19 protein-coding genes and 2 pseudogenes are annotated in these 21788 nt (G+C 70.1%); 8 read left to right on the top strand and 13 right to left on the bottom strand.

All coding sequences use genetic code 11. From position 1 onward, the window contains the following. Nucleotides 1-166: 166 nt before the first annotated feature. Nucleotides 167-1051: pseudogene (locus AB0B45_RS48135) on the top strand (AMP-binding protein); the annotation flags it as partial. 45 nt (nt 1052-1096) lie between these two features. Here the strand turns inward: AB0B45_RS48135 and AB0B45_RS48130 are convergent. The 5 genes from AB0B45_RS48130 to AB0B45_RS48110 all read right to left on the bottom strand — a co-directional run bounded on the left by AB0B45_RS48130 (nt 1097) and on the right by AB0B45_RS48110 (nt 6069). Continuing rightward, on the bottom strand, nt 1097-1927 hold the full coding sequence (locus AB0B45_RS48130) for a GDSL-type esterase/lipase family protein (RefSeq protein WP_358145190.1): 831 nt from the start codon (nt 1925-1927) through the stop codon (nt 1097-1099). Nucleotides 1928-2222: 295 nt separating this feature from the next. Continuing rightward, nucleotides 2223-3836, bottom strand: coding sequence for a beta-N-acetylhexosaminidase (locus tag AB0B45_RS48125; protein ID WP_358145188.1), 1614 nt, complete (start codon nt 3834-3836; stop codon nt 2223-2225). 13 nt (nt 3837-3849) lie between these two features. After that, entirely contained in the window at nt 3850-4662 is an 813-nt protein-coding gene (locus tag AB0B45_RS48120) for an N-acetylmuramoyl-L-alanine amidase (protein ID WP_358145187.1), read from the bottom strand. 28 nt (nt 4663-4690) lie between these two features. Further along, nucleotides 4691-4945, bottom strand: coding sequence for a hypothetical protein (locus AB0B45_RS48115; RefSeq protein WP_358145185.1), 255 nt, complete (start codon nt 4943-4945; stop codon nt 4691-4693). Nucleotides 4946-5028: 83 nt separating this feature from the next. Then, nucleotides 5029-6069, bottom strand: coding sequence for a LacI family DNA-binding transcriptional regulator (locus AB0B45_RS48110; RefSeq protein ID WP_358145183.1), 1041 nt, complete (start codon nt 6067-6069; stop codon nt 5029-5031). A gap of 110 nt (nt 6070-6179) precedes the next feature. Between AB0B45_RS48110 and AB0B45_RS48105 the strand changes: the two genes are divergently transcribed. Further along, a complete protein-coding gene (locus AB0B45_RS48105) occupies nt 6180-6833 on the top strand; it encodes a TetR/AcrR family transcriptional regulator (protein ID WP_358145182.1) in 654 nt (217 codons plus the stop codon). Nucleotides 6834-7070: 237 nt separating this feature from the next. On the opposite strand, the gene bldC is transcribed toward AB0B45_RS48105, so the two are convergent. Next, nucleotides 7071-7274 carry a developmental transcriptional regulator BldC gene (gene bldC, locus AB0B45_RS48100; RefSeq protein WP_013133571.1) on the bottom strand — a complete coding sequence of 68 codons (204 nt, stop codon included), beginning with the start codon at nt 7272-7274 and terminating at the stop codon, nt 7071-7073. Between the two features lie 322 nt (nt 7275-7596). Then, nucleotides 7597-8460: a hypothetical protein gene (locus AB0B45_RS48095; RefSeq protein ID WP_358145180.1), complete on the bottom strand. Its 864-nt coding sequence runs from the start codon at nt 8458-8460 to the stop codon at nt 7597-7599. 171 nt (nt 8461-8631) lie between these two features. Between AB0B45_RS48095 and AB0B45_RS48090 the strand changes: the two genes are divergently transcribed. Continuing rightward, on the top strand, nt 8632-9711 hold the full coding sequence (locus AB0B45_RS48090) for a Glu/Leu/Phe/Val dehydrogenase dimerization domain-containing protein (RefSeq protein WP_358145179.1): 1080 nt from the start codon (nt 8632-8634) through the stop codon (nt 9709-9711). 149 nt (nt 9712-9860) lie between these two features. Then, the gene (locus AB0B45_RS48085; RefSeq protein ID WP_358145177.1) at nt 9861-10085 is read left to right on the top strand and encodes a DUF3073 domain-containing protein; all 225 of its coding nucleotides are present in this window, start codon (nt 9861-9863) and stop codon (nt 10083-10085) included. Nucleotides 10086-10221: 136 nt separating this feature from the next. On the opposite strand, the gene purM is transcribed toward AB0B45_RS48085, so the two are convergent. Genes purM through AB0B45_RS48070 form a run of 3 tightly spaced genes read right to left on the bottom strand, consistent with a single transcriptional unit; the run spans nt 10222 to nt 12935 of the window. Next, on the bottom strand, nt 10222-11247 hold the full coding sequence (gene purM / locus AB0B45_RS48080; RefSeq protein WP_358145175.1) for a phosphoribosylformylglycinamidine cyclo-ligase: 1026 nt from the start codon (nt 11245-11247) through the stop codon (nt 10222-10224). Next, entirely contained in the window at nt 11244-12683 is a 1440-nt protein-coding gene (purF, locus tag AB0B45_RS48075; RefSeq protein WP_358145173.1) for an amidophosphoribosyltransferase, read from the bottom strand. Before purF ends, purM begins: the two co-directional genes overlap by 4 nt. A gap of 51 nt (nt 12684-12734) precedes the next feature. Next, nucleotides 12735-12935 carry a hypothetical protein gene (locus AB0B45_RS48070; protein ID WP_358145172.1) on the bottom strand — a complete coding sequence of 67 codons (201 nt, stop codon included), beginning with the start codon at nt 12933-12935 and terminating at the stop codon, nt 12735-12737. A gap of 134 nt (nt 12936-13069) precedes the next feature. Between AB0B45_RS48070 and AB0B45_RS48065 the strand changes: the two genes are divergently transcribed. Further along, nucleotides 13070-15130 carry a hypothetical protein gene (locus tag AB0B45_RS48065; RefSeq protein WP_358145170.1) on the top strand — a complete coding sequence of 687 codons (2061 nt, stop codon included), beginning with the start codon at nt 13070-13072 and terminating at the stop codon, nt 15128-15130. Here AB0B45_RS48065 and AB0B45_RS48060 read toward each other — a convergent pair. Then, complete coding sequence (locus tag AB0B45_RS48060; protein ID WP_358145169.1) at nt 15127-15564, bottom strand: sterol carrier family protein; 438 nt, start codon at nt 15562-15564, stop codon at nt 15127-15129. The genes AB0B45_RS48065 and AB0B45_RS48060 overlap by 4 nt on opposite strands. Before the next feature lie 116 nt (nt 15565-15680). Here AB0B45_RS48060 and AB0B45_RS48055 point away from each other — a divergent pair, with 116 nt between their 5' ends. Further along, a complete protein-coding gene (locus AB0B45_RS48055; protein WP_358145167.1) occupies nt 15681-17723 on the top strand; it encodes a PhoX family phosphatase in 2043 nt (680 codons plus the stop codon). Nucleotides 17724-17863: 140 nt separating this feature from the next. Then, nucleotides 17864-19738 carry an ABC transporter ATP-binding protein gene (locus AB0B45_RS48050; RefSeq protein WP_358145166.1) on the top strand — a complete coding sequence of 625 codons (1875 nt, stop codon included), beginning with the start codon at nt 17864-17866 and terminating at the stop codon, nt 19736-19738. Here the strand turns inward: AB0B45_RS48050 and AB0B45_RS48045 are convergent. Both AB0B45_RS48045 and AB0B45_RS48040 read right to left on the bottom strand, forming a co-directional pair. Then, entirely contained in the window at nt 19708-20307 is a 600-nt protein-coding gene (locus tag AB0B45_RS48045; RefSeq protein ID WP_358145165.1) for an MFS transporter, read from the bottom strand. The two genes, AB0B45_RS48050 and AB0B45_RS48045, sit on opposite strands and share 31 nt — an antisense overlap. 157 nt (nt 20308-20464) lie before the next feature. Further along, nucleotides 20465-21055 (bottom strand): annotated as a pseudogene (locus tag AB0B45_RS48040) (MFS transporter); the annotation flags it as partial. A 72-nt stretch (nt 21056-21127) separates the two neighbouring features. Between AB0B45_RS48040 and AB0B45_RS48035 the strand changes: the two are divergent. After that, the gene (locus AB0B45_RS48035; RefSeq protein WP_358145193.1) at nt 21128-21781 is read left to right on the top strand and encodes a TetR family transcriptional regulator; all 654 of its coding nucleotides are present in this window, start codon (nt 21128-21130) and stop codon (nt 21779-21781) included. Nucleotides 21782-21788 lie beyond the last annotated feature (7 nt).

Below are 21788 nucleotides of genomic sequence, written 5' to 3'. Positions count from 1 at the left end.
GACGCCCGCAAACGACGCACCACGGCATAGCCGAAAACAGCAACCGTCAAGCATGTGGTGGGACAGCGGTGTCAAGCATCTCCCGGGACAGGACACGCCCCTGGACACCCGGCGAATGAGAACTTTCTCTACGTCTTTAAAGCGGTCCGCCTACGGCGGCCCGCGCCGGTTCGATCCCGGCGCCCTGCTGGCCCAGATCCGCCGGGCGGAGGTGACGACCTTCTGCGCGCCGCCCACGGTGTGGCGGATGCTGATAAAGGCGGACCTGTCAGGTAGTCCTGGCCGGCTGCGCGAGGTGGTGTCGGCGGGCGAGCCGCTGAACCCCGAGGTGATCGAGCAGGTCCGGCAGTCCTGGGGGCTGACGCTGCGGGACGGCTTCGGCCAGACCGAGACCACGCTGTCGGTCGGCAACGTGCCGGGCATGCCGGTCAAGCCCGGTTCGATGGGCCTGCCCGCGCCGGGGGTGCCGGTGGTGCTGGTCGATCCCATCACGGGCGAGCAGGCCGAGGAGGGGGAGATCTGCATCGACCTCGGCCGCAGGCCGGTGTCGCTGATGACCGGGTATCAGGGTGACGAGCGACGCCACTCGGAGGCGATGGCCGCCGGTTACTACCACACCGGCGACGTGGCCGCCCGTGACGCCGACGGCTACATCTTCTACGTCGGACGCACCGACGACGTGTTCAAGGCCTCGGACTACAAGATCTCACCCTTCGAGCTGGAGAGCGTGCTCATCGAGCACCCCGCGGTGGCGGAGGCGGCCGTGGTGCCCTCGCCGGACGAACTGCGGCTGGCGGTGCCGAAGGCGTACGTCGCGCTGGCGCCAGGCTGGGAACCGGACAGGGAGACCGCGCTGGCGATCCTGCGTCACGCCAGGGACAAGCTCCCCCCGTACCAGCGGGTGCGCCGGCTGGAGTTCTTCGAGCTGCCGAAGACGGTGTCGGGCAAGATCCGCCGGGTGGAGCTCCGCGGTCGCGAGGAGAAAGCCGCCTCGGACAAGTCCTCGCTCCCGGAATGGCGCGACGACCAGTTCCCCGAGCTGCGTTCCTGAGGACGGGCCCGACCTCCTCCGCGCCCACGCCCCGCCGTCCGTGCTCTAGCGTTCCGCGACGAGCTCCCGCAGGTCCATGGCTCTCGCGACGGCGTGGGCGCCCGCCTCGTTGGGATGGAGTCCGTCCATGAAGACGTAGCCGGTCCTGGGGGTGGCGGGGGCGGCCGGGTCGGCGAGCGCGCGATCCGCGTCGAGCACGGCGTCGTAGGCGCCGCTGGTGCGGATCCACTGGTTGAGCGCCACTCTCGCCTCTTCCACCTCCTTGCTCCAGAGGGGGAAGAGCGCTCCCTTGAGCGGCACGATGGTGACGCCAATCGCCTTGACGCCGCGGGCGTGCGCCGCCCTGATGAGAGCCTGGTGGCCCTCGATGAGCTGACGCACGGTGACCTTCGTGCTGGGCGCGGTGCACGGGCTCGGGAACTGCGGGTAGCCGAGGTCGTTGGCGCCCAGGTGGATGAGCACGGCCTTGACGCCCGGACGGTCCAGAACGTCGCGGCGGAAGCGGGCCCCCGCCTTGTCGCCGAAGCAGGCGGAGTCGTTCAGCAGGCGCGCGCCCGCGATCCCGGCGTTGACGACCCCGAGCCGGCTGCCCGCTTCGATGAGCCGTTCGGCCAGCTGGTCGACGATCCGGGAGTCGGCGCCCTGGCCGATGCCGACGCCGTCGATGAGGGAATCGCCGAAGGCCACCACTGCCCGAGCGGGCGAGGCGACCTCCACCCCGGTCAGGTAGTACCAGGCGCCGGTCGACTGGCTAAAGGCGCCGCCTCCTCCGTCGGACAGGTGGTCGCCGTGCGCGCGATAAGAGGTGGCCGTGGTGAAGCGGTGGAAGGTGGCGGGGCCTGAGCACTCCCTTGATCGTCGGAACGGTCGCGGCACAGAGTGTCCCGGAGAGCGCTCGGCGAGCGGATCGGCTATTCGGCCGAGCCCCCATCCGCCTTTCAGTCAGGTTCCTTCCGCAGGCGGTGTGCCGCGGCGGCCCACAGCCGGGCCGTGCCGCTCCGGCGACCCCAGGCGATCACCGGGGAGAGGGCGAGCATCGCGACGCGACCCGCGGGGCCCGGCTCCGCGCGAGTAGGAGATGTCATGATCCCCGACGCTGGGTTTCCCACCGGGGACGAGGAATGGGGATGGCTCCCGAGCCGGGGTGTACCTGGCTACAGGCTCATGCGCCTCAGATGCTGGGGCGGGTCGACGTGGCCGACTGGGTCATCTCGTCCAGGTGCTCCATCGCCGCCGCCACCTGCACCGTGCTGGGCCGGTGTGGGCGTCCCCGCTGCCAGGGGTGCGGCCCGTCCAGCGGCCGGTACTCCACCCCGAGCGCGTCCAGCCTCCCCAGGTGCCGCTCCAGCCTGGCCATGAAGTCGGAGCCTGCCTCGCCGCCCCACGCCACCTCGGCCAGCGCGCACGTCCGCGGCCAGGCCCGGTAGTCCAGCGCCCGGGCGTCGGGGATGCGCTCGCTCCACAGCTGCCCCTGCAACCCGACCACCCGCTCCCGCTCGCCGGGCTCCCACGAGGCGGGCGCGGGCTCGAAGGAGGCCACGTCCGTCACCGTGATGGCATCCCCGATGGCCATCGGCTCGTCGGGCGAAGCCGCCTCGGCGTAGTCGAAGTACAGCGGGAAGACGGGGGTCGCGATCACCGAGTGTCCCGCGGCGGCGGCCCTGCGGCCGACGCCCATGCCGCGCCACGGCATGACCAGCGTGTCCTGCCGGAGCGCGCCGCTGACGAACGCCTCGTCCCACACCACGGCCCGCGAGCCGCGCTCGGCCAGCACGTCGGCCAGCCGCCGCAGGAACCAGGCGTGCAGCTCTCCCACGTCGGCGAGCCCGAGCGACTCACGGTAGGCGCCGATCTCGGCGGAGGCCTCCCAGTCGTCGAGCACGCACTCGTCGCCGCCGATGTGCACGTACGGCGTCGGGCCCAGCGCCCCGAGCACCTCGTCGAAGATCGTGGTGAGGAAGTCGACGGTCGGCGGCAGCGGCGACAGGATGGCGGGGGAGATGCCCCACCTGTCGAGCACCTCGAACGGCTCGCCCGTCGCCCCCAGCGCGGGGTAGGCGGCCAGGATGGCGCTCGCGTGGCCGGGCACGTCGATCTCGGGGACGACGACGACCTCGCGCGCCCTCGCGTACCGCGCGATCTCGGCCAGGTCGTCGAGGGTGTAGTAGCCGCCGTGCGGGATCCCGTCGTAGGCGGGCTCCTCGCGGCGGTGGTTCGTGGCGGTGCGCGCCCGGTGGGAGGCGACCTCCTGCAGGCGCGGGTAGGCCCTGCTCTCCACCCGCCAGCCCTGGTCGTCCACCAGGTGAAGGTGGAGCCGGTTCAGCTTGTGGACGGCCATCAGGTCGATCACGCGCAGGACCTCGCGCTTGGGCAGGAAATGCCGCGCCACGTCCACGTGCAGCCCGCGCCACGTGTGGGCGGGGGCGTCCTCGACCCGCACGCCTGGCACGACCCACGACTCAGCCGGTACGGCGCTGCGGTAGGTCGCGTCGGGAAGCAGCTGGTGCAGCGACTGCGCGGCGTAGAACGCGCCCGCCCTGCCGCCCGCGATGATCTCGACGCCACGCGAGCCCACGACCAGGCGGTAGGCCTCCTCGCCGAGCGCGGGGTCCTGCCTGACGTCGATCGCGCCGGTGTCGCCTGGGCGCAGGTCGAGAATCGGAAGCGCCCGCCGTACGGCGTCGGCCAGGTCGGCGGGGCCCGAAACGGTGGCCCCCACGGTGAGCTCGTAGGAACCGGACAGCGCGGACAGAACATTCGGGCGAGGCAGCAGCAGCTGGTTCATGCCGCAAATGATGTCACTTCAAGTAGTTTTGCAAACCGTCCGCCAGACCCTGCGCGACCCGCTGCCGGAAGGCCGGGTTCTCGAACTTGGCGGCCTCGCCCGCGTTGCGCATGTTGCCGGTCTCGATGAAGATCTTCGGGACCGTCGACAGGTTGAGCCCGCCGAGGTCGTTGCGGAAGCTGAGCGCCTTCGACCCGATGTAGGTGGAGTACGGCAGGCCCGTCTCCTTCTTGTAGGCGTCGCGCACCGCGAGGCCGAGCCTGCGCGAGTCGTCCACGACGGGGTCGACCGGGCCCTTGATCTTCTTGGGAATGATGACGTGGAAGCCGTGATTGCCGGGCGCCGAGCCGTCGGCGTGCACGGAGATGGCCGCATCCGCCCTGGTCTTGTTGCCGATGGCGGCCCGCTCGGTGATGCAGGGACCGACGCTGTCGTTGTCCTTGCGGGTCAGCTTCACGGTGGCGCCGCGCGACTTGAGGATCTTGACGAGGCGCTGGGAGACGTCCCAGGTGAAGGCGGCCTCGCTGTAGCCGTCGTTGGTCGACGTGCCGGTGGTGTCGCAGGCCTTCCACTGGGTCAGGACGTTGACCTGGCGGTTGATGGCCTTCGGGTTCTTGAAGTTGCCCCCGTTGTGGCCCGGGTCGACCACGATGGTCTTCCCGTCGAGCGGCTTGTCGCGCACCTGCGCGGCGGCGCCTGGCGCGCCCGCGGCGGGCGGCTGGGCGGCCACGGGCGCGGCGACCCTCTCGCTGTTGGCGGTGCTGCCGCACGCGGCGACGGCGGCAAGGCCGCAGAGGGCGAGAGTGGAGGCGGTGAGAACACGCATGCGTTCCAAAATACGTGACGCCGAGGACTCACCAGACGTGTTCGCCGACTTCCTGGCGCTGCAGCAGGGCCGCCAGCTCCCTCGCGTCCTCGGCGTCGAGGCCCAGCACCACGCGCGGGCGGCCCCATGGATGGTCGAGGGAGTGGGCCACGTAGCTGGCCACCGACTCGGCCCCGACGTCCGTTCCCCGTCCCCGTCCCCGTCCCGCGCGCCACTGCGCCCAGGCGCGCTCGAGCTCGGCCGCCGCGCGCTGGGCGCATGACACCAGTTCTGGATCACGCATGACTGTCCCCCGGGTCAGATACAGCAGTGACCCGTCAGAGTTAACAACCGTGGCGGGAGGGCGCCCCGGTGTTTGACCAACGTTTAGGCGGGGCCTGTGCTCCGCCGTACGATCAGCTCGGGGGTGACCTGGCGCAGCCGGGCGACCTTGCCGGGGTCCTGGATCCGGTCGCTCAGCAGTGCCGCCGCCGATCTGCCCATGGTTCGCCTGGGCTGGTCGACGGAGGTGAGGGAGATGTGGTGGACGGCCGCGAGATGGGTGTTGTCGTAGCCGACCACCGAGAGGTCTTCCGGCACGCGCAGCCCCAGCTCGCTGGCCGCTGACAGCACGCCGAGCGCGACGACGTCGTTGGCCGCGAAGATGGCGGTGGGCCGGGGGTCGCGGGTCAGCAGCGCGCGTGCGGTGCGCCTGCCGCCCTCCTCGGTGCAGTCACCGTGCTCGACCATGATGTACGGCGCGAGCGCGTGCCGCCTCATCGCGACCAGGTAGCCCTCGCACCGTGAGGAGCGCGTGCCCTCGATGTGCGCGATGCGCTTGTGGCCTAGGTCGACCAGGTGGTCGATGGCCAGGCGGGCGCCGAGCTGGTCGTCGTCGACCACGATGTCGACGTTGTCGAGCTCGATGTCACGTTCCCCTACGACGACCGTGGGGGTGTAGGAGGTCGCCTCGATGAGGGTTTCGCTGGTCGGAGCGATGCCGAGCAGCACCAGCCCGTCCACCCTCAGCTCCAGGAACGCTTCAACGGCCTCGTCCTCGAAGGCCGGGTCCCACTGGCTGTTGCCGATCAGCATCCTGAGACCGTCGCCGTGCAGGCTCTCCTGCAGGCCGTCCAGGAACTCGGCGTAGAAAGGGTTGTGCAGGTCGGCGACGAGCGCGCCGACGAGATGGGTGCGGCCCTCGACGAGGCTGCGGGCCACGGCGTTGGGCCGGTAGCCGAGCTCGCGCGCGGCCTGGAGCACGGCTTGCCGGCGATGCTCGCTGACGTGAGGGGATCCGCGAAGCACGAGCGAGACCAGCGATTTGGAGACGCCGGCGCGCTCGGCGACGTTGCGGATGGTGGGTCTCGGGCGAGGCAGGGTGTCTACTACCTCGACGACGGACGTGTTGACTGGCGGTCCTGACATGTGTCTCCCCCGCGATGCGTTGGATGGGCACCTGTCTCACCAAACGATCGAGGACGCGGCAGGGTACGGGCCCGAGCGTTATTAGGCACGGGCTCCGATAGTGTGCAGGAGTGACTTCCGGGAAATCCGCAGGCAGCGGCACCCGTCCTGCGCGGCGCAGGCTGAGCGTGGATCGTCGCCGCGAAGAGCTCATGGCGGCCGCCCTGGAGTTGTTCAGCACGCGCGATGCCGAGGACGTCTCGATCGACGACGTCGCCTCGGCCGCGGGCGCGTCGCGCGCCCTCGTCTACCACTACTTCGGCGGCAAGCAGGAGCTGTACGTCGCCGCGCTCAGGAGCGCGGCCGAGCAACTGGAGTCGCGGCTGCGCCCCCAGGGCGGCGGCCGTCCGCTGGAGGACCTGGCGCTGGGGCTGCGGCGCTACTTCGACTTCGTCGAGGAGCACGCGGCGGGGTTCGCCGCCCTGCTGCGCGGCGGTCCCGCCAACCGCGCCGGCGAGGTCGGCGAGATCGTCGACGGGGTACGGCGGCGCCTGTTCCTGATGATCCAGAAGCAGATGAGGGTCGACGAACCGAGCCCTGTGCTCCGCACGACCCTGAGGTCGTGGATCGCCTCGGTCGAGACTGCCGGCCTCGACTGGCTGGAGCATCGCGACATCGAGCGACCGACGCTCGAGAAGATGCTCGTCGACCACATGGTGGCGCTGCTCGGTGTGGCGGCGACCTATGACCAGAGCGTGGAGCGGTTGCTCCGCGACCTGGCGTGACTCGTGGCGGGGTCTCGTCCACCGTGGCCGACAGGCCGTGGGGGACCGTACCGAACGGTGGACCTCGCGCACGCTTCCCGCCGTTGACAGGGGAGGAAGGATGGCGCCGGGCGGGCGGCGCCAACTCCCGTATGCGTCCCCCGACGCGCGGGGAGACTTGACGTCGTCACGCGGGTGGACCGGGCCGTAGAACCAGGCCCACCGTGAACCCCCCTAAGGATCGTGACGACCCCGGACTTACTCCGAGCGCTGCTGCGGAATGCCCGCGAGCAGAGCACGAACCTCGGTCTCCCGGTAACGGCGGTGTCCCCCCAGGGTACGAATCGACGTCAACTTACCCGCCTTGGCCCACCGCGTGACGGTCTTGGGGTCGACCCTGAACATGGTCGCGACCTCGGCGGGCGTGAGCAGTGGCTCGGCCTCGGGTGTACGAGCTGACATTTGTGCGGCCTCTCCTCCGTGTGGACCGGCTCAGCGATCCTGCGACTGCTTGTGCGCGTGTCACGGATGTCCCCCTATGGCCCAGTGCGTGCGGCTTTTCTGGGCCATATGCGGCATCACCCGAAGTGACCATACCGCCACGCAGAGCGATTGGCGAGCCCTTCTTTGACCCACTTGCCCGCCCACGTGGCGATGTCACGCTCGGTGATTCTAGCGACACGTTTCGTGGTATCGCAGTGAAAACGGCAAACTGCTCAGTTCGCAGAAGGCAGCAGCCGCCACACATGACCTACTCATGCAGGTCAGACCGTTGTTTTGGGGCTCAGTTGGCAGATTCCAGAAGTTGCATTGACTTCCACCGCAAGATCACGCGTTGGTACATGGCAAAGGCAAGTTCTTCTTGACCTGTGTCCAGACCGGTGAGGGCGGCCGACAGCTCGGCCACGGACTGGTCGGCCTGCAGCGCCTCGTCGTCCATGAGGTGGACCAGGCCGCCGTAGTCGAGCTCGACCAGCGAGTGGGGGTGGAACTCCTCCAGCCATCTGGCGATGTCCTCCACCTCTATACCGGTGGCCACCTCGCCCACGTGCCTGCGGATCACCTGTAGCGCTCTGGCCGCGCGCCGCCTGGCCTGCGCCATGGAGGTGACGTAGATGAGGTTGCGCCCCGTGGTCGTCGTGGTGTCCTGGCCGTTGGCCGGCTTGCCCAGCACCAGCCACCGCTCGTTGCCGTCGAACGGCACGAACCACGCGGGAGGCACGTTCCACGTCGTCGTCCTGATGTGGGTGCGCAGCGCGGCAGAGCCGCCCTGCCGCTTGTACTTGTCGAAGTCGTCGGCGGTCTGCTCGGCGATCGTCTGCGGCACGAAGCTGTCCATGAGCTTCACAGGAGTGCTTCCACGAAAGTCTGAGAACGCCAGCCACGAGCGCAACCGGCTTTGCCATGGGCAGACGTAGAGGCGATCCTCAACGCGGCGTAGATAGGCGTTGGGGCTCTCCTGGGGCGGAGCGGGGTGAGGAGGCTTCGCGAGCAGCCGCCGGATGGACTCGCCGTGCTCGGCGTCGAGCGCGGTGGCCCTGCGCGGTCGGTCGCGTGACTCCGCGTATTCGGCCCAGGCGGCGCGATCCGACTCGGGGAACGCGGTCAGGGGCTCGTAGACACGAAGGTAAGCGGCATAGGGCAGCACGGTGGCATCGTGTCACGAAGACAACCTGCTTGCACCGTTGTGGTCCACACTAAGGGCCGCCACCTGGCCACTCGTCCCAGCGCGTGGGGCGACGGCATGCCGTACAGGCCTCTACTCTGAGAGGTGATCTCCGCCGCGAAGGTGCGGCGGACCGGACAGGGAGTCACTACCGTGACCGACGTCTTCGGGCAGTCCCACAAGGACACTCATGAGCAGGTCGTCTTCTGCGCTGACGAGCAGAGCGGGCTGCGCGCCATCATCGCCATCTACAACACCGCGCTCGGCCCCGCACTCGGGGGCACCAGGTTCTATCCGTACGAGAGCGAGCAGGCCGCACTGGCCGACGTGCTCAACCTCTCCAAGGGCATGGCCTACAAGAACGCGCTCGCCGGGCTCGACCTCGGCGGCGGCAAGGCCGTCATCATCGGCGACCCCGCCACGATGAAGTCCGAGGCGCTGCTGCGCGCCTACGGCCGCTTCGTCCAGTCGCTGAACGGCCGCTACTACACCGCGTGCGACGTGGGCACCTTCAGCGAGGACATGGACCTCGTGGCCCGCGAGAGCCGCTTCGTCACCGGTCGCACGGTCGCCCACGGCGGCGCGGGCGACTCCTCCATCCTCACCGCGTTCGGCGTCTTCCAGGGCATGCGCGCCTCCTCCTCCTTCGTGTGGGGCACGGCTTCGCTGCGCGGCAAGCGGGTCGGCGTCGAAGGCGTCGGCAAGGTGGGTCACCGCCTGGTCGAGCACCTCATCGACGACGGCGCCGAAGTCGTCGTCTGCGACGTCAACGCCGCTGCCGTCGAGCGGGTACGGCAGCGCCACCCCTCGGTCGAGGTCGTGGCGTCCGCGGCCGAGCTGACCGCGGCCGACATCGACGTCTACGCCCCCTGCGCCCTCGGCTCGGCACTCGACGACACCGTGGTCGCGCAGCTCCGTGCGAAGATCGTGTGCGGCGGCGCCAACAACCAGCTCGCACACGTGGGAGTGGAGAAGCAGCTCGCCGACCGCGGGATCCTCTACGCCCCCGACTACGTGGTCAACTCCGGCGGCGTCATCCAGGTCGCCGACGAGATCGAAGGCTTCAACATGGAGCGCGCGAGGGCCAAGGCGAGCCAGATCTTCGACACCACGCTCAAGATTTTCGCCATCGCGGCCGAGGAGGGTGTGCCACCGGCGGTGGCAGCGGATAGGCTGGCTGAGCGCAGAATGTCGGAAGTCGGGCGAATTAGGGCCATCTGGCTGGGCGGCTGACGCCCCCCGACCATACGACGTACCGAGCTGAGCGCAAAACAGGTACGGTAATAGGCGAACGAGAGACTGACGCCCAAAGTCATGGCGTCAGTGTGTGGTGCGTTAGCGACGAGGGGTCGGGGACGACCCCACACGAGGGGGTCGAGCCAATGGGGCGCGGCCGAGCAAAGGCCAAGCAGGTCAAGGTTGCTCGCCAGCTGAAGTACAACAGCGGTGGCACGGATCTTGAGCGTCTTCGCGACGAGCTCGGAGTCTCTGACTCCAACCACGATGACGACGCCGACGACCTCAACGATGAGCTGGCGGATCGCTATGCCGATTACGCCGATGACTATGGCGACGACGGCGACGACGGGCCGTCCGGGCGTCGATAGCTGATGTGTTGTCGGGCTGAGCCCCGCGGGTGACCCACCCGTGGGGCACTTCCGCGTTTCCGCTCGGATTCCCGAGGACCACAGGACCGCGGTCCCCCCGAAGCCGGGCTTCAGGAGGACCGGGGAGCCGCGCGAGCTAGCGGTAGCGGGCCTGGCCTGTGCCCGCCACGACCTCGCCGAGCACCCACGAGTCGAGCCCTCGCGCCGCGAGCAACTCGATCGCCGCGTCCGCCACCTCGGCGGGAACGATCGCCGCCATGCCGACGCCCAGGTTGAACGTGCGGTCCATCGCCTGCCGCTCGATCCCGCCGTGCCCGGCGAGCACGCCGAAGACCGCGGGCACCGTCCATGACGAACGGTCGAGCAGCGCGTCGAGGTGCGAGGGCAGCGACCTCGACAGGTTGCCCTCGATGCCGCCGCCGGTGATGTGCGCGTAGGCGTGCACCTCGAGCGTGCGGGCCAGCTCCAGGCAGTCGAGCGAGTAGATCCTCGTCGGCTCCAGCAGCTCCTCGCCCAGCGGGCGGCCGAACTCGGGCACCTCGGCGTCGAGGGAGAGCCCCGCCTGCTTGATGACGTGCCGTACCAGCGAGTAGCCGTTGGAGTGGACGCCGGAGGAGGCCAGGCCGAGCACCACGTCGCCCTCACGCACCCTGTCGGGGCCGAGCATCGCGTCGGCCTCGACGACGCCGGTGCCTGCGCCCGCCAGGTCGTACTCGTCCGCGCCCATCGCGCCTGGATGCTCGGCGGTCTCGCCGCCGACCAGGGCCGCGCCCGCGAGGCGACAGCCCTCGGCGACGCCGCCGACGATCTCGGCGATCCGCTCGGGCACGACCTTGCCGCAGGCGATGTAGTCGGTCATGAACAGCGGCTCGGCGCCGCACACCACCAGGTCGTCGAGGACCATGCCGACCAGGTCGACGCCGATCGTGTCGTGCTTGCCGTACTGCTGGGCGAGCATGACCTTGGTGCCGACGCCGTCGGTGGAGGTCGCCAGCAGCGGCCGCTTGTAGCGCAGCAGCGCGGAGGCGTCGAACAGCCCGGCGAACCCGCTGGCGTCGTCGACCACCTCCGGCCGGCGCGAGCGCGCGACCTTGTCCTTCATCAGTTCGACGGCGCGCTCGCCCGCCTCGATGTCGACGCCTGCGGCCTCGTAGGTGCTCACTTGGGCGAACTCTCCAGTACGTACTTGCCGACGTTGTCCTGGTCGATCGGGATGGGGTACGAGCCGTCGAAGCACGCCCTGCACAGGCGCTCGGCGGGGATCGTGGTCGCCTTGGTCAGGCCCTCGAGCGAGATGTAGCCGAGGGAGTCGGCGCCGAGCGACTGGCGGATCTCCTCGACGCTGAGCGAGCCCGCGATGAGCTCGGCGCGCGTGGCGAAGTCGATGCCGTAGAAGCAGGGCCAGGCGACGGGCGGCGAGGAGATGCGCACGTGCACCTCGCGCGCGCCCGCTTCGCGCAGCATGCGGACGATCTGCCGCTGCGTGTTGCCGCGCACGATCGAGTCGTCCACGACGACCAGGCTCTTGCCCGCGACGACTTCCTTGAGCGGGTTGAGCTTCAGGCGGATGCCGAGCTGGCGGATGGTCTGCGAGGGCTGGATGAACGTCCTGCCGACGTAGGAGTTCTTCACCAGGCCCTGGCCGTACGGGATGCCGCTCTCCTCGGCGTAGCCGACGGCGGCCGGTGTGCCCGACTCGGGGGTCGGGATGACCAGGTCGGCCTCGACGGGGTGCTCGCGGGCCAGGACACGACCCACCTCGACCCTCGTCGTCTGTACGCCACGGCCCGCGATCGTGGTGTCGGGGCGGGCCAGGTAGACGTACTCGAACAGGCAGCCCTTCGGGTCGGCGAGGGCGAACCTGCGCGAGCGCACGCCGTCCTCGTCGATCGTCAGCAGCTCGCCGGGCTCGACCTCGCGCACGAACGTCGCGCCCACGATGTCGAGGGCGGCGGTCTCCGAGGCCACGACCCAGCCGCGCTCCAGGCGGCCGAGCACCAGCGGGCGGATGCCCTGCGGGTCACGGGCGGCGTAGAGCGTCTTCTCGTCCATGAAGACCAGCGAGTAGGCGCCCTTGACCTGCGGGAGCAGGTCGGCCGCCGCGTCCTCGATGGAGCGGGTGCGGTCCTGGGCCAGCAGGTTGGTCAGCACCTCGGTGTCGGTGGTGGCCCTGGTCACCCCTGGGGCCAGGCGCTCGGCCAGCTCGGCGGTGTTGATCAGGTTGCCGTTGTGGGCGAGCGCCAGACCACCCACCTCGGTCGAGCTCAACGTGGGCTGCGCGTTCTCCCACACGCTCGAACCGGTCGTGGAGTAGCGGCAGTGGCCGATCGCGAGATGCCCGCGGAGCGTGCCGAGCACCGACTCGTCGAAGACCTGGGCCACCAGGCCCATGTCCTTGTAGACGAGGATGCGGCTGCCTTCGCTGACCGCGATGCCCGCAGACTCTTGTCCGCGGTGCTGCAACGCGTACAGCCCGTAGTAGGTGAGTTTGGAGACTTCTTCGCCTGGCGCCCAGACTCCGAAGACGCCACAGGCGTCCTTCGGTGCACGGTCACGGGGGTCCAGGTCATGGCCCAGTAGGCCGTCGCCCTTCAGCACGTAGTTCAGTTTAGGTTGGCTCCGACTCTGCTCGCACACCCGGGGCCTTGATCACATGAGTTGACCTGTTCGTCCCGTGCTGCGCCCTTCTCGGATGATCTTCTCGCTGAGGTCGCGATTGGCGGTCGAGCCGAGGAAGCTGATGAGCTCGGCGACGTCGACCGGCGTGGAAAGGCGGCCCGACGGCGTCCTGGATGCCAGGGTTTCCAGGCCGGTTTCCAGGCCGTAGGGCAGGGCTCGTCCAGCATGCATTCATCTTGACCTGGACGCTTGGCGCACTGTGACCCAAGGATCGCCACTCTTTTGCCGTGTCGCGCCGTTTTGACGGGCTGTTCCGGGGGAGTGTGGAGGTCCGGCATGCCGACACGTCGGGGGAGACGTAGACCGTGACCACACCTGGAGACCCCAACCACCCTCGGCCGGGCCAGGACCCGCGGGGCGGCGAGCCCTCGGGCGATCCGACCGAGCCCAGCGCCGAGCAGAGCCATTCCGAACCGGAGGCGGCTCCTTGGTCCGACGAGGCGTCCATGACGCCGCATGGGGAGCCGATCGCGCCCGAGCCACCCGCTTCCTCGGGGGAGGAAGCCAGGTGGGGCGGGTCCTATGAGCGTGGGGCCGACGTTCCCGTCTGGCCGACGCAGGAGTCACCCAGGCCTTCCGAGGAGGGCTCGGGGGAGTCGAGCGGGTCGCATTCCACGTGGTCCTCGGCGGAGGCGTCCTCGCAGTGGTCGTCCTTCGAGTCGGAGTGGCCTTCGGCTTCGTCCGAGCAGTCCGCGTGGGGTGCCGGTCGCGGGGGAGAGCCGTACGGCACGCCCACGCCTTCCGAGCAGTCCGCGTGGTCGGGTGGAGAGCCCGGCGACGAGTCCGGATGGCCCGACATGACCGAACCCTCGTCGGCGGAACGGTCCGAATCATCGGGTAGCTACGAGCAGTCGGGCCGGTATGAGCCGTCGGACCGGTACGAGCAGTCGGGACGGTATGAGCCGCCGGAGCAGCCCGGCGAGCCCGAGCGGCCGGTCACGCCCGAGCCGCCCATCGAGCCCGAGCCAGGGGGACCGGTCACCCCCGAGCCGCCGTACACCCCCGAGCCGCCGATCGCGCCCGGGCCTCCGATAGTGCCCGAGCCGCCTTCGGCCCCCTCGCAGCCGGACGTTCCCGAGCCTCCTGGCACACCCGGGCCCGGCCACCCCGACCTGCCGTCCGCGCCCGAGGTGCCGTCGCCGAGCCAGGGCGAGCCGTACGCCGCCCAGCCTCCGGCCGGGGGCGACGCGGACGCCGACCGCACGCAGGCGTTCACCGAGTGGGGCAGGCCGGAGCCCGGCTACCAGGTGCCAGGCTCCACTCCGCCCTATCCCGGTTGGGCCGAGGACGACGAGACCCGCGAGATGTCGCCGCCGTCGAGCCCCTCCAGGTACGACCCGCCCACCCCGTCCACTCCGCCGTACGGCCAGCCGTCGTACCCGGACTCCGCCGACACGAACCCGAGCCACCTCACCGGGACGTCGCCGTACGAGGGGGGCCCGAAGGAATACCCCAGAGACCTCCCAGGCCTCGGCGGCGCGGCCGCCGGTGCTTTCGGTGCCACCGCCTCCGGCATGGGCGGTCAGGGCGAGCCCGCACCCCCGGCTCCCGGAGTCTCACCATCCAGCCCGTACGGCGGAGCCCCGGGAACGGGGAGCACGCCCTACAGCACCTCCCACGGGGAGGCCCCCCAGGGCGGTTTCCCCTACGAGGCGGGCCGGCAGAGCGGCGGCCCCTACGGCGGCCCCCAGGCCGGCGGCTCTCATGGCGGCGTCCCGTCCGGCCAGGGCGGCAACGAGACACCAGGCACCGGGCCCTACGGCACCGGCGCGTTCGGCAGCGAGGCCCCAGGCACTCCCGGCACCCCAGGCACGCCGGTAGGCGGCGAGCAGGCGGGTGGCACCATGGGCGGTCCCTATGGCGGCGCTCCGGGCGGCCCCTACGTGGGCGCTCCGGGGAGCGGCCCCTATGGCGGCGGCCCCCAGGGGCCCACACCCGAGGGAACCGCACCCGGTGCCTTCGAGGCGACCTCGCCTTACGCCGCCCCCGCAGGGGGAGTCGTCTACACGCCTCCGCCCGGCGGGCCTGTCCCGTACCGGGACGCCGGCTGGCGTCCCGCCAAGCCGGGCAGCGGGTTGGCAACCGCCTCGCTGGTGCTGGGCATCGCGAGCCTGTTCCTGCTGCTCGTGTGCTTCACCGGCGTGCTCACCGCCCTCGTCGGCCTCGTGCTCGGCATCGTCGCCCTCTCCAAGGGCGGCAACAAGGGCAGGGCATGGGTCGGCATCGCCCTCAGCGTGCTCACCCTGGCCCTGGCCGTCGGCGCGGCCATCTGGATCTCCAACTACTTCGCCGAGTGCTCGGGCCTGCCTCAGCGGCTTGCCGAGCAGTGCGTGGAGAGCAAGATCCCGTGGCTCAACCCGAACTAGACCGGTAGGTAGTCGGACAGGTCGGCACGGGCGCCGCTCGCGAGAACGGCGCCCTTCGCCATCGCCTCCGACCACGTGATGTGGCCGACAGCCAGCTGAAGCCAGGTGCGAGGGTCGGTCTCGATGACGTTCGGCGGGGTGCCGCGCGTGTGCCGCGGCCCCTCCACGCACTGCACGGCCGCGTACGGCGGGACCCGCACCTCGACCGTCCGCCCTGGCGCCTTCTCCACCAGCCGGTCGAGCAGGTGCCGTACGGCGAAGCGCCCCGCCTCCCGCTCCGGCTTCAGCCCCTTGTCGTAGGCCGCCATGACGGCCACGACACACGCGTCCGGCAGGGCGGAGGCGGGCCCGTCGAAGGGGGGCTCGTCGAGCGCGACCAGCTGGGCGTCGAGCGCGGACCTGAGCTGCTCATAGTCCGGTTTGCGTGGCGGCATTCCCCTATTGTCTCCCAGGAAGGGTTCATCGGCGGGGCGGTCGTCGTTCACCCCGGGTTTCAGCGGTCACCGTAGCGTCCCGGCGGAACGACCGCGTTTATTGATCTGGAGGACCCGTGTCGCACCCGAGCAGGCTGCTGCCGTTGCTCTCGACCCCGCACAAGAGCGGTCGAAGCGCCCTCACTTGCCAGTTCCGCTGCGGCAACGCCTGCGCGCACGAAGTGACGAACACCAGTGACAACACCTATTTCGGTGACATCGCCGCGCAGGCGATGTCGCGTCGTGGCGTTCTGCGCGCGGGCGGCGTGGGAGCCCTCGGAGCGCTGGTCGTGGGCGCGGGTGCCGTACCGGCCTTCGCCGACCCCGAGGCGCTCGGACAGCATGGCGACCACGGGCGTGGACGCCTGGCCTTCAGCCCTGTGGCGCCGAACACCAATGACGCGTTGACCATCCCCGAGGGCTACACCTCGGCGGTCGTGGTGCGCTGGGGCGACCCGGTGCTGCCCGACGCGCCCGATTTCGACTTCGACAACCAGACGGCCGAGGCGCAGAACAAGCAGTTCGGCTACAACTGCGACTTCGTGACCATGTTCCCGATGGGCCGCAGCCGTGCCCTGCTGTGGGTCAACCACGAGTACACCGACGAGAACCTCATGTTCCGCGGCTACTCCGGCGGCGCCACCGCCACCGACGAGCAGATCAAGATCGCGCTGGCCGCGCACGGCGGCTCCGTCGTGGAGATCGAGCGGGTGGGCGACACCGGCCAGTGGAAGCTGGTCACGAGCGGCCGTCGCCGCTATAACAGGCGCATCACCGCGCAGACCCCGATGCGCTTCAGCGGCCCCGTCGCGGGCGACGACCTGCTGAAGACCGCCGCCGACGCGGACGGCACCAAGCCGATCGGCATGCTGAACAACTGCGCGGGCGGCACCACCCCCTGGGGCACCGTGCTGACCGCCGAGGAGAACTTCGACCAGTACTTCGTCAACGGCGACAAGAACGACCCGAAGGTCGCCCGCTACACCATCCCGACCAACGCCGCCTCCAGCAGCCGCAGGTTCGACCGGGTCGAGGAGCGTTTCGACCTGGCCAAGCACCCGCACGAGGCCAACCGCTTCGGGTGGATCGTCGAGATCGACCCGTTCGACCCCGACTCGACGCCGATCAAGCGGACCGCGCTCGGCCGTTTCAAGCACGAGGCCGCCAACACCACCCTGACCAAGGACGGCCGCCTCGCGGTCTACATGGGTGACGACTCGCGCTTCGAGTACATCTACAAGTTCGTCTCCAAGCAGCGCTACATCCCCGGGTTCGACCGGCACAACCGCACGCTCCTGGACGAGGGCACCCTCTACGTCGCCAAGTTCACCGGCGACAGCCCCGCCACGGAGATCGACGGTTCCGGCAAGCTGCCTGCCGACGGCGCCTTCGACGGCTCGGGCCAGTGGATCCCGCTGGTGAGCGGCACGAAGAGCTTCGTGGACGGCATGACCGCGGCCGAGGTGCTGGTCTTCACCCGCGTCGCGGCCGACAAGGTCGGCGCCACCAAGATGGACAGGCCCGAGGACATCGAGCGCAACCCAGTCAACAAGGCCATCTACGTGGCGCTCACCAACAACACCAACAGGACCGCCGCGCAGGTGGACGAGGCCAACCCGCGTCCCTCCAACAAGCACGGGCACGTGCTGGAGATCGTGGAGCGTCGTGACGACGCCGGGTCGACGACCTTCGCCTGGTCGATCCCGCTGGTCTGCGGCGACCCGAACGACGCGACGACCTACTTCGCCGGGTTCGACAAGACGAAGGTCTCGCCGATCTCCTGCCCTGACAACGTGACGTTCGACGCGGACGGCAACCTGTGGATCTCCACCGACGGCAACGCGCTGAAGACGAACGACGGGCTGTTCGTCATGCCGGTGCAGGGCAAGGAGCGCGGATACGTCCGCCAGTTCCTGACCGTGCCCGTCGGGGCCGAGACCTGCGGGCCGATGGTGACCAAGGACCAGCGCAGCGTGTTCGTCGCGGTGCAGCACCCCGGTGAGCTCGACGGAGCCACCCCCGACGCCCCCGCCAGCCACTGGCCCGACGGCGGCACCTCGCAGCCGCGGCCGTCGGTCGCGGTGACGTGGCACTCGCGCGGCAAGAAGATCGGCTCCTAGCTGGTCGCATCTGACCTCGGCCCGCGACCTCCCACGGCCGCGGGCTGAGGTCTCTTTCCGGGCTCAGCCGGATGACGTGTGTCCGACCGCGGGCGCGTCGGCTTGACCTCAAGTTAACTTGAGCCTCTACGGTCGGCCGCATGGACATGGAAGTCACCGCCTGGAACCAGCTCTACGGCGCCATGAACGCCCGCCAGGAGCGGCGCCCCTTCTCGCTGGCCACCCTCCGCAGGATCGGCGGCTTCGCCCGTCCGCACAGGACCCGGCTCGCCCAGTTCCTCGCCCTCAGCCTCGTCATGGCCGCTCTCGCGGTAGCCGCCCCCGTCCTCGCCGGCAGGGTCGTCAACGCGATCGTCAACGCCCAGCCCCTCGACGTGGTCGTATGGCTGGCCGTCCTCATCGCGGGACTCGCGGTGGCCGAGGCGGGTCTCGGCCTGCTCACCCGCTTCCTTTCCTCCAGCATCGGCGAGGGCCTCATCCTCGACCTGCGCACCGCCGTGTTCGACCATGTCCAGCGCATGCCGATCGCCTTCTTCACCCGTACCCGCACCGGCGCCCTCGTCTCCCGGCTCAACAACGACGTGATCGGCGCCCAGCGCGCCTTCACCGACATCGTCTCCAGCGTCGCGGGCAACGTCGTCACCCTGGTGCTGACGCTCACCGTGATGATCGGCATCTCCTGGCAGATCACCGTGCTGGCGCTGCTGCTCCTGCCCGTCTTCGTGCTGCCGGCCAGGCGGATGGGCGGCCGGATCGCCAGGCTGCGCCGCGAGGCGGCCGACCACAACGCCGCCATGGGCACCCAGATGACCGAGCGGTTCTCCGCCCCAGGCGCGACGCTGGTCAAGCTGTTCGGCCGCCCCGCCGTCGAGTCGGCCGAGTTCGCCGACCGGGCCCGCAGGGTGCGCGACATCGGCGTCCGCACCGCCATGACCCAGTCGCTGTTCGTCACGGCCCTGACCCTGGTCTCGGCGCTGGCCCTGGCCCTGGTGTACGGCCTGGGCGGCTTCTACGCCCTTGCGGGGCAGCTCGATCCCGGCTCGGTCGTCGCGCTGGCTCTGCTGCTGACCAGGCTCTACTCCCCGCTGACCGCGCTGGCCAGCGCCAGGGTGGACGTGATGAGCGCCCTGGTCAGCTTCGAGCGCGTCTTCGAGGTGCTCGATCTGGAGCCGCTCATCAAGGAGAAGCCCGACGCCCGCGAGGTGCCCGAGGGCCCGGTGTCGGTGGAGTTCGACGGCGTGCGCTTCGCCTACCCCTCGGCCGACAAGGTGTCGCTCGCGTCCCTGGAGGAGGTCGCCGCCCTCGACTCCCGCGGCGGGGCCGAGGTGCTGCACGAGATCTCTTTCCGCGCCGAGCCCGGCCAGATGGTCGCGCTCGTCGGCTCGTCGGGTGCGGGCAAGTCCACGATCGCCCAGCTGCTGCCCAGGCTCTACGACGTGGACGAGGGCGCGGTGAGGCTGGGCGGGGTCGACGTCCGCGACCTGACGGCCGACTCCATCAGGGACACGCTCGGCATGGTCACCCAGGACGGGCACCTCTTCCACGACTCGATCAGGGCGAACCTGCTGCTGGCCCGTCCCGAGGCCACAGAGGAGGAGATCTGGGACGCGCTGCGCAGGGCGCGGCTCGCCGTCCTCATCGAGTCGCTGCCCGACGGGCTGGACACCGTGGTCGGCGAGCGCGGCTACCGGCTGTCCGGCGGCGAGCGGCAGCGGCTCACCATCGCCCGCCTGCTGCTGGCCCGTCCCAGGGTGGTGATCCTCGACGAGGCGACCGCCCACCTCGACTCCACCTCGGAGGCGGCGGTGCAGGAGGCGCTCGGCGAGGCGCTGGACGGCAGGACCGCGATCGTCATCGCGCACCGGCTGTCGACCATCCGCGCGGCCGACCTCATCCTGGTGGTCGAGGACGGCCGCGTGGTGGAGCGGGGGACGCACGCCACGCTGCTGGCCGAGGGCGGCAGGTACACGGAGCTGCACAGGACTCAGTTCGACGCGCCCGCCATCGCGGCCTGAGCCGTACGGCGCAGCGAGTAGAGGCTGACGGGGATGCCCACGGCCACGATGATCGCGGCGATCACCAGTGTGGACTGGTAGGCGGCGAGGAAGTCGGCCTCGGCCTGCCTGGCGTTGAGGATGGCGCCGAGGACGGTGATGCCGAGCAGGCCGAACACCTCGCGGGAGACGTTCAGGACGCCGGAGGCCACGCCTGCCCGGTCCGAGGGGAGCGCGCCGAGGATCATCGTGGTCAGCGGGACCAGCATGCCGCCGCCCAGGCCGTACAGCAGGAACCAGGGCAGGACGTCGAGGTAGCCGCCGCCCGCGCCGACGAAGGAGATGCCGAGCACGGACGTCGCCATCAGGCCCAGGCCGAGCGCGACGGTGCGGCCGTTGCCGAGGAGGCGGGCCAGGCGCTGGGCCTGGATCGCGACGGTGGCCATGAGCAGGGCCATCGGGACGAAAGCGGCGCCCGCCTCGACGGGGGAGAAGCCCAGCGAGTTCTGGAGCCACAGGGCGCTGAAGAAGTAGATGCCGAAGACCCCGAACGACCACAGACCCATCGCGAGCGTCCCGCCGGTGAACACTGCGGTTCCTGAAGAGGCTCAGGTCGATCATCGGCTCGGCGGACCTGGCCTCGACGACGGCGAAGGCGATGGCGGAGCCGACCGTGAGGGCGGCGAGCGGGAGCGTCCATCCCTCGATGAGCGCGTAGGTGAGGGCGAAGAGCGTCACGGCGGAGGTGGCCAGTCCAGGCAGGTCGAGCCTGCGCCGCACCCGCTCGGCGTCCGGCTTGATCGCCCACACGGCCAGCCCGAACGTGGCCACGCCGATGGGCGCGTTGATCAGGTAGATCCAGCCCCAGTGCAGGTTCTCGCTGATGAAGCCGCCCGCCGCAGGGCCGAGCGCCATCGACAGCGCGCCCGACGCGGTCCAGATGCCGACCGCGGTCCCGCGCTCGCGCGGGTCGCGGAAGGTCGACGAGATGAGCACCAGCGCGGTCGGGGTGAGGAGGGCGGCGCCCACACCCTGGACGGCCCGCGCGGCGATCAGCGTGCCGCCGTCGGCCGCCAGCCCCGCGCCGAGCGACGCGAGCGTGAAGACGGCCAGCCCGGTCAGGAACGTCCTGCGTTTGCCGAGGACGTCGGCCAGCCGCCCGCCGACCAGCATGAGCCCGGCGAACACGAGCATGTAGCCGGTCGCCACCCACTCCAGGCCCGACAGCGTCAGCCCCAGCTCCCGCTGGATCGTCGGGAGCGCCACGTTGACGATGTTGTTGTCGAGGTACGTCGTAAAACTACCGAGCGTAACCGCGGCCAGCGCCCACCATCTCATGTCCATGTCTCCTATACGTCGTACTTGTACGCCGTATAGTTGAACTCGTACGGCGTATAGTTGTCAACCGTGATGGGAAAACTGACCGCCGAGGCCATCGTCGGCAAGGCGCTGGAGATCGGTGACACCGAGGGGCTCGACGCGGTGACCATCAGGCGTCTCGCCACCGATCTCGGGGTGACGCCGATGGCGCTGTACTGGCACTTCAAGAACAAAGAGCAGCTGATGATCGGCATGGCCGACCACCTGATCGCCGGATTCGCCCCCAAGGCGGCCGACGAGCGCCCGTGGCAGGAGCAGCTGCGCGATCTCGTCCTCGGGCTGATCAGGGTCCTGCGCCGCTACCCGTGCGCGAAGAACCTGCTCGAACAGATCGACCAGACCGCCGTGCCGAGCTTCCTCGCGGTCTGGGACCGGGCGCTCGGCCTGGCCTACTCAGCCGGTTTCAGCTCCGAGGAGAGCTGCCTGATCACCAAGTACCTCCTGCAGAGCGCCATCTCCATCGCCGACGCGCCCGTCCACTTCAGGCCTGGCCGTACGCCGGAGGAGGTCGCCGAGCTGGTCAGGGTCAAGCGGGTGTCCCTGCAGACGCTGCCCTCCGACAAGTACCCGAACCTGGTGGCGATGGCGCGTCCCATGGTCGAGGGCCTCGGCGAGGAGTTCTACGACGGCTTCGGCGTGGATCTCGTGCTCGGCGGCATCGCCGCGCTGGCCGCCCGTCGATAGGCTGCGT

Source organism: Nonomuraea sp. NPDC049152, assembly GCF_040648355.1.
In the GTDB taxonomy this organism is placed as follows: Bacteria; Actinomycetota; Actinomycetes; order Streptosporangiales; family Streptosporangiaceae; genus Nonomuraea.
Note: the sequence above shows the minus strand (reverse complement) of the source record. Positions and strands in the feature narration are given on the sequence as shown.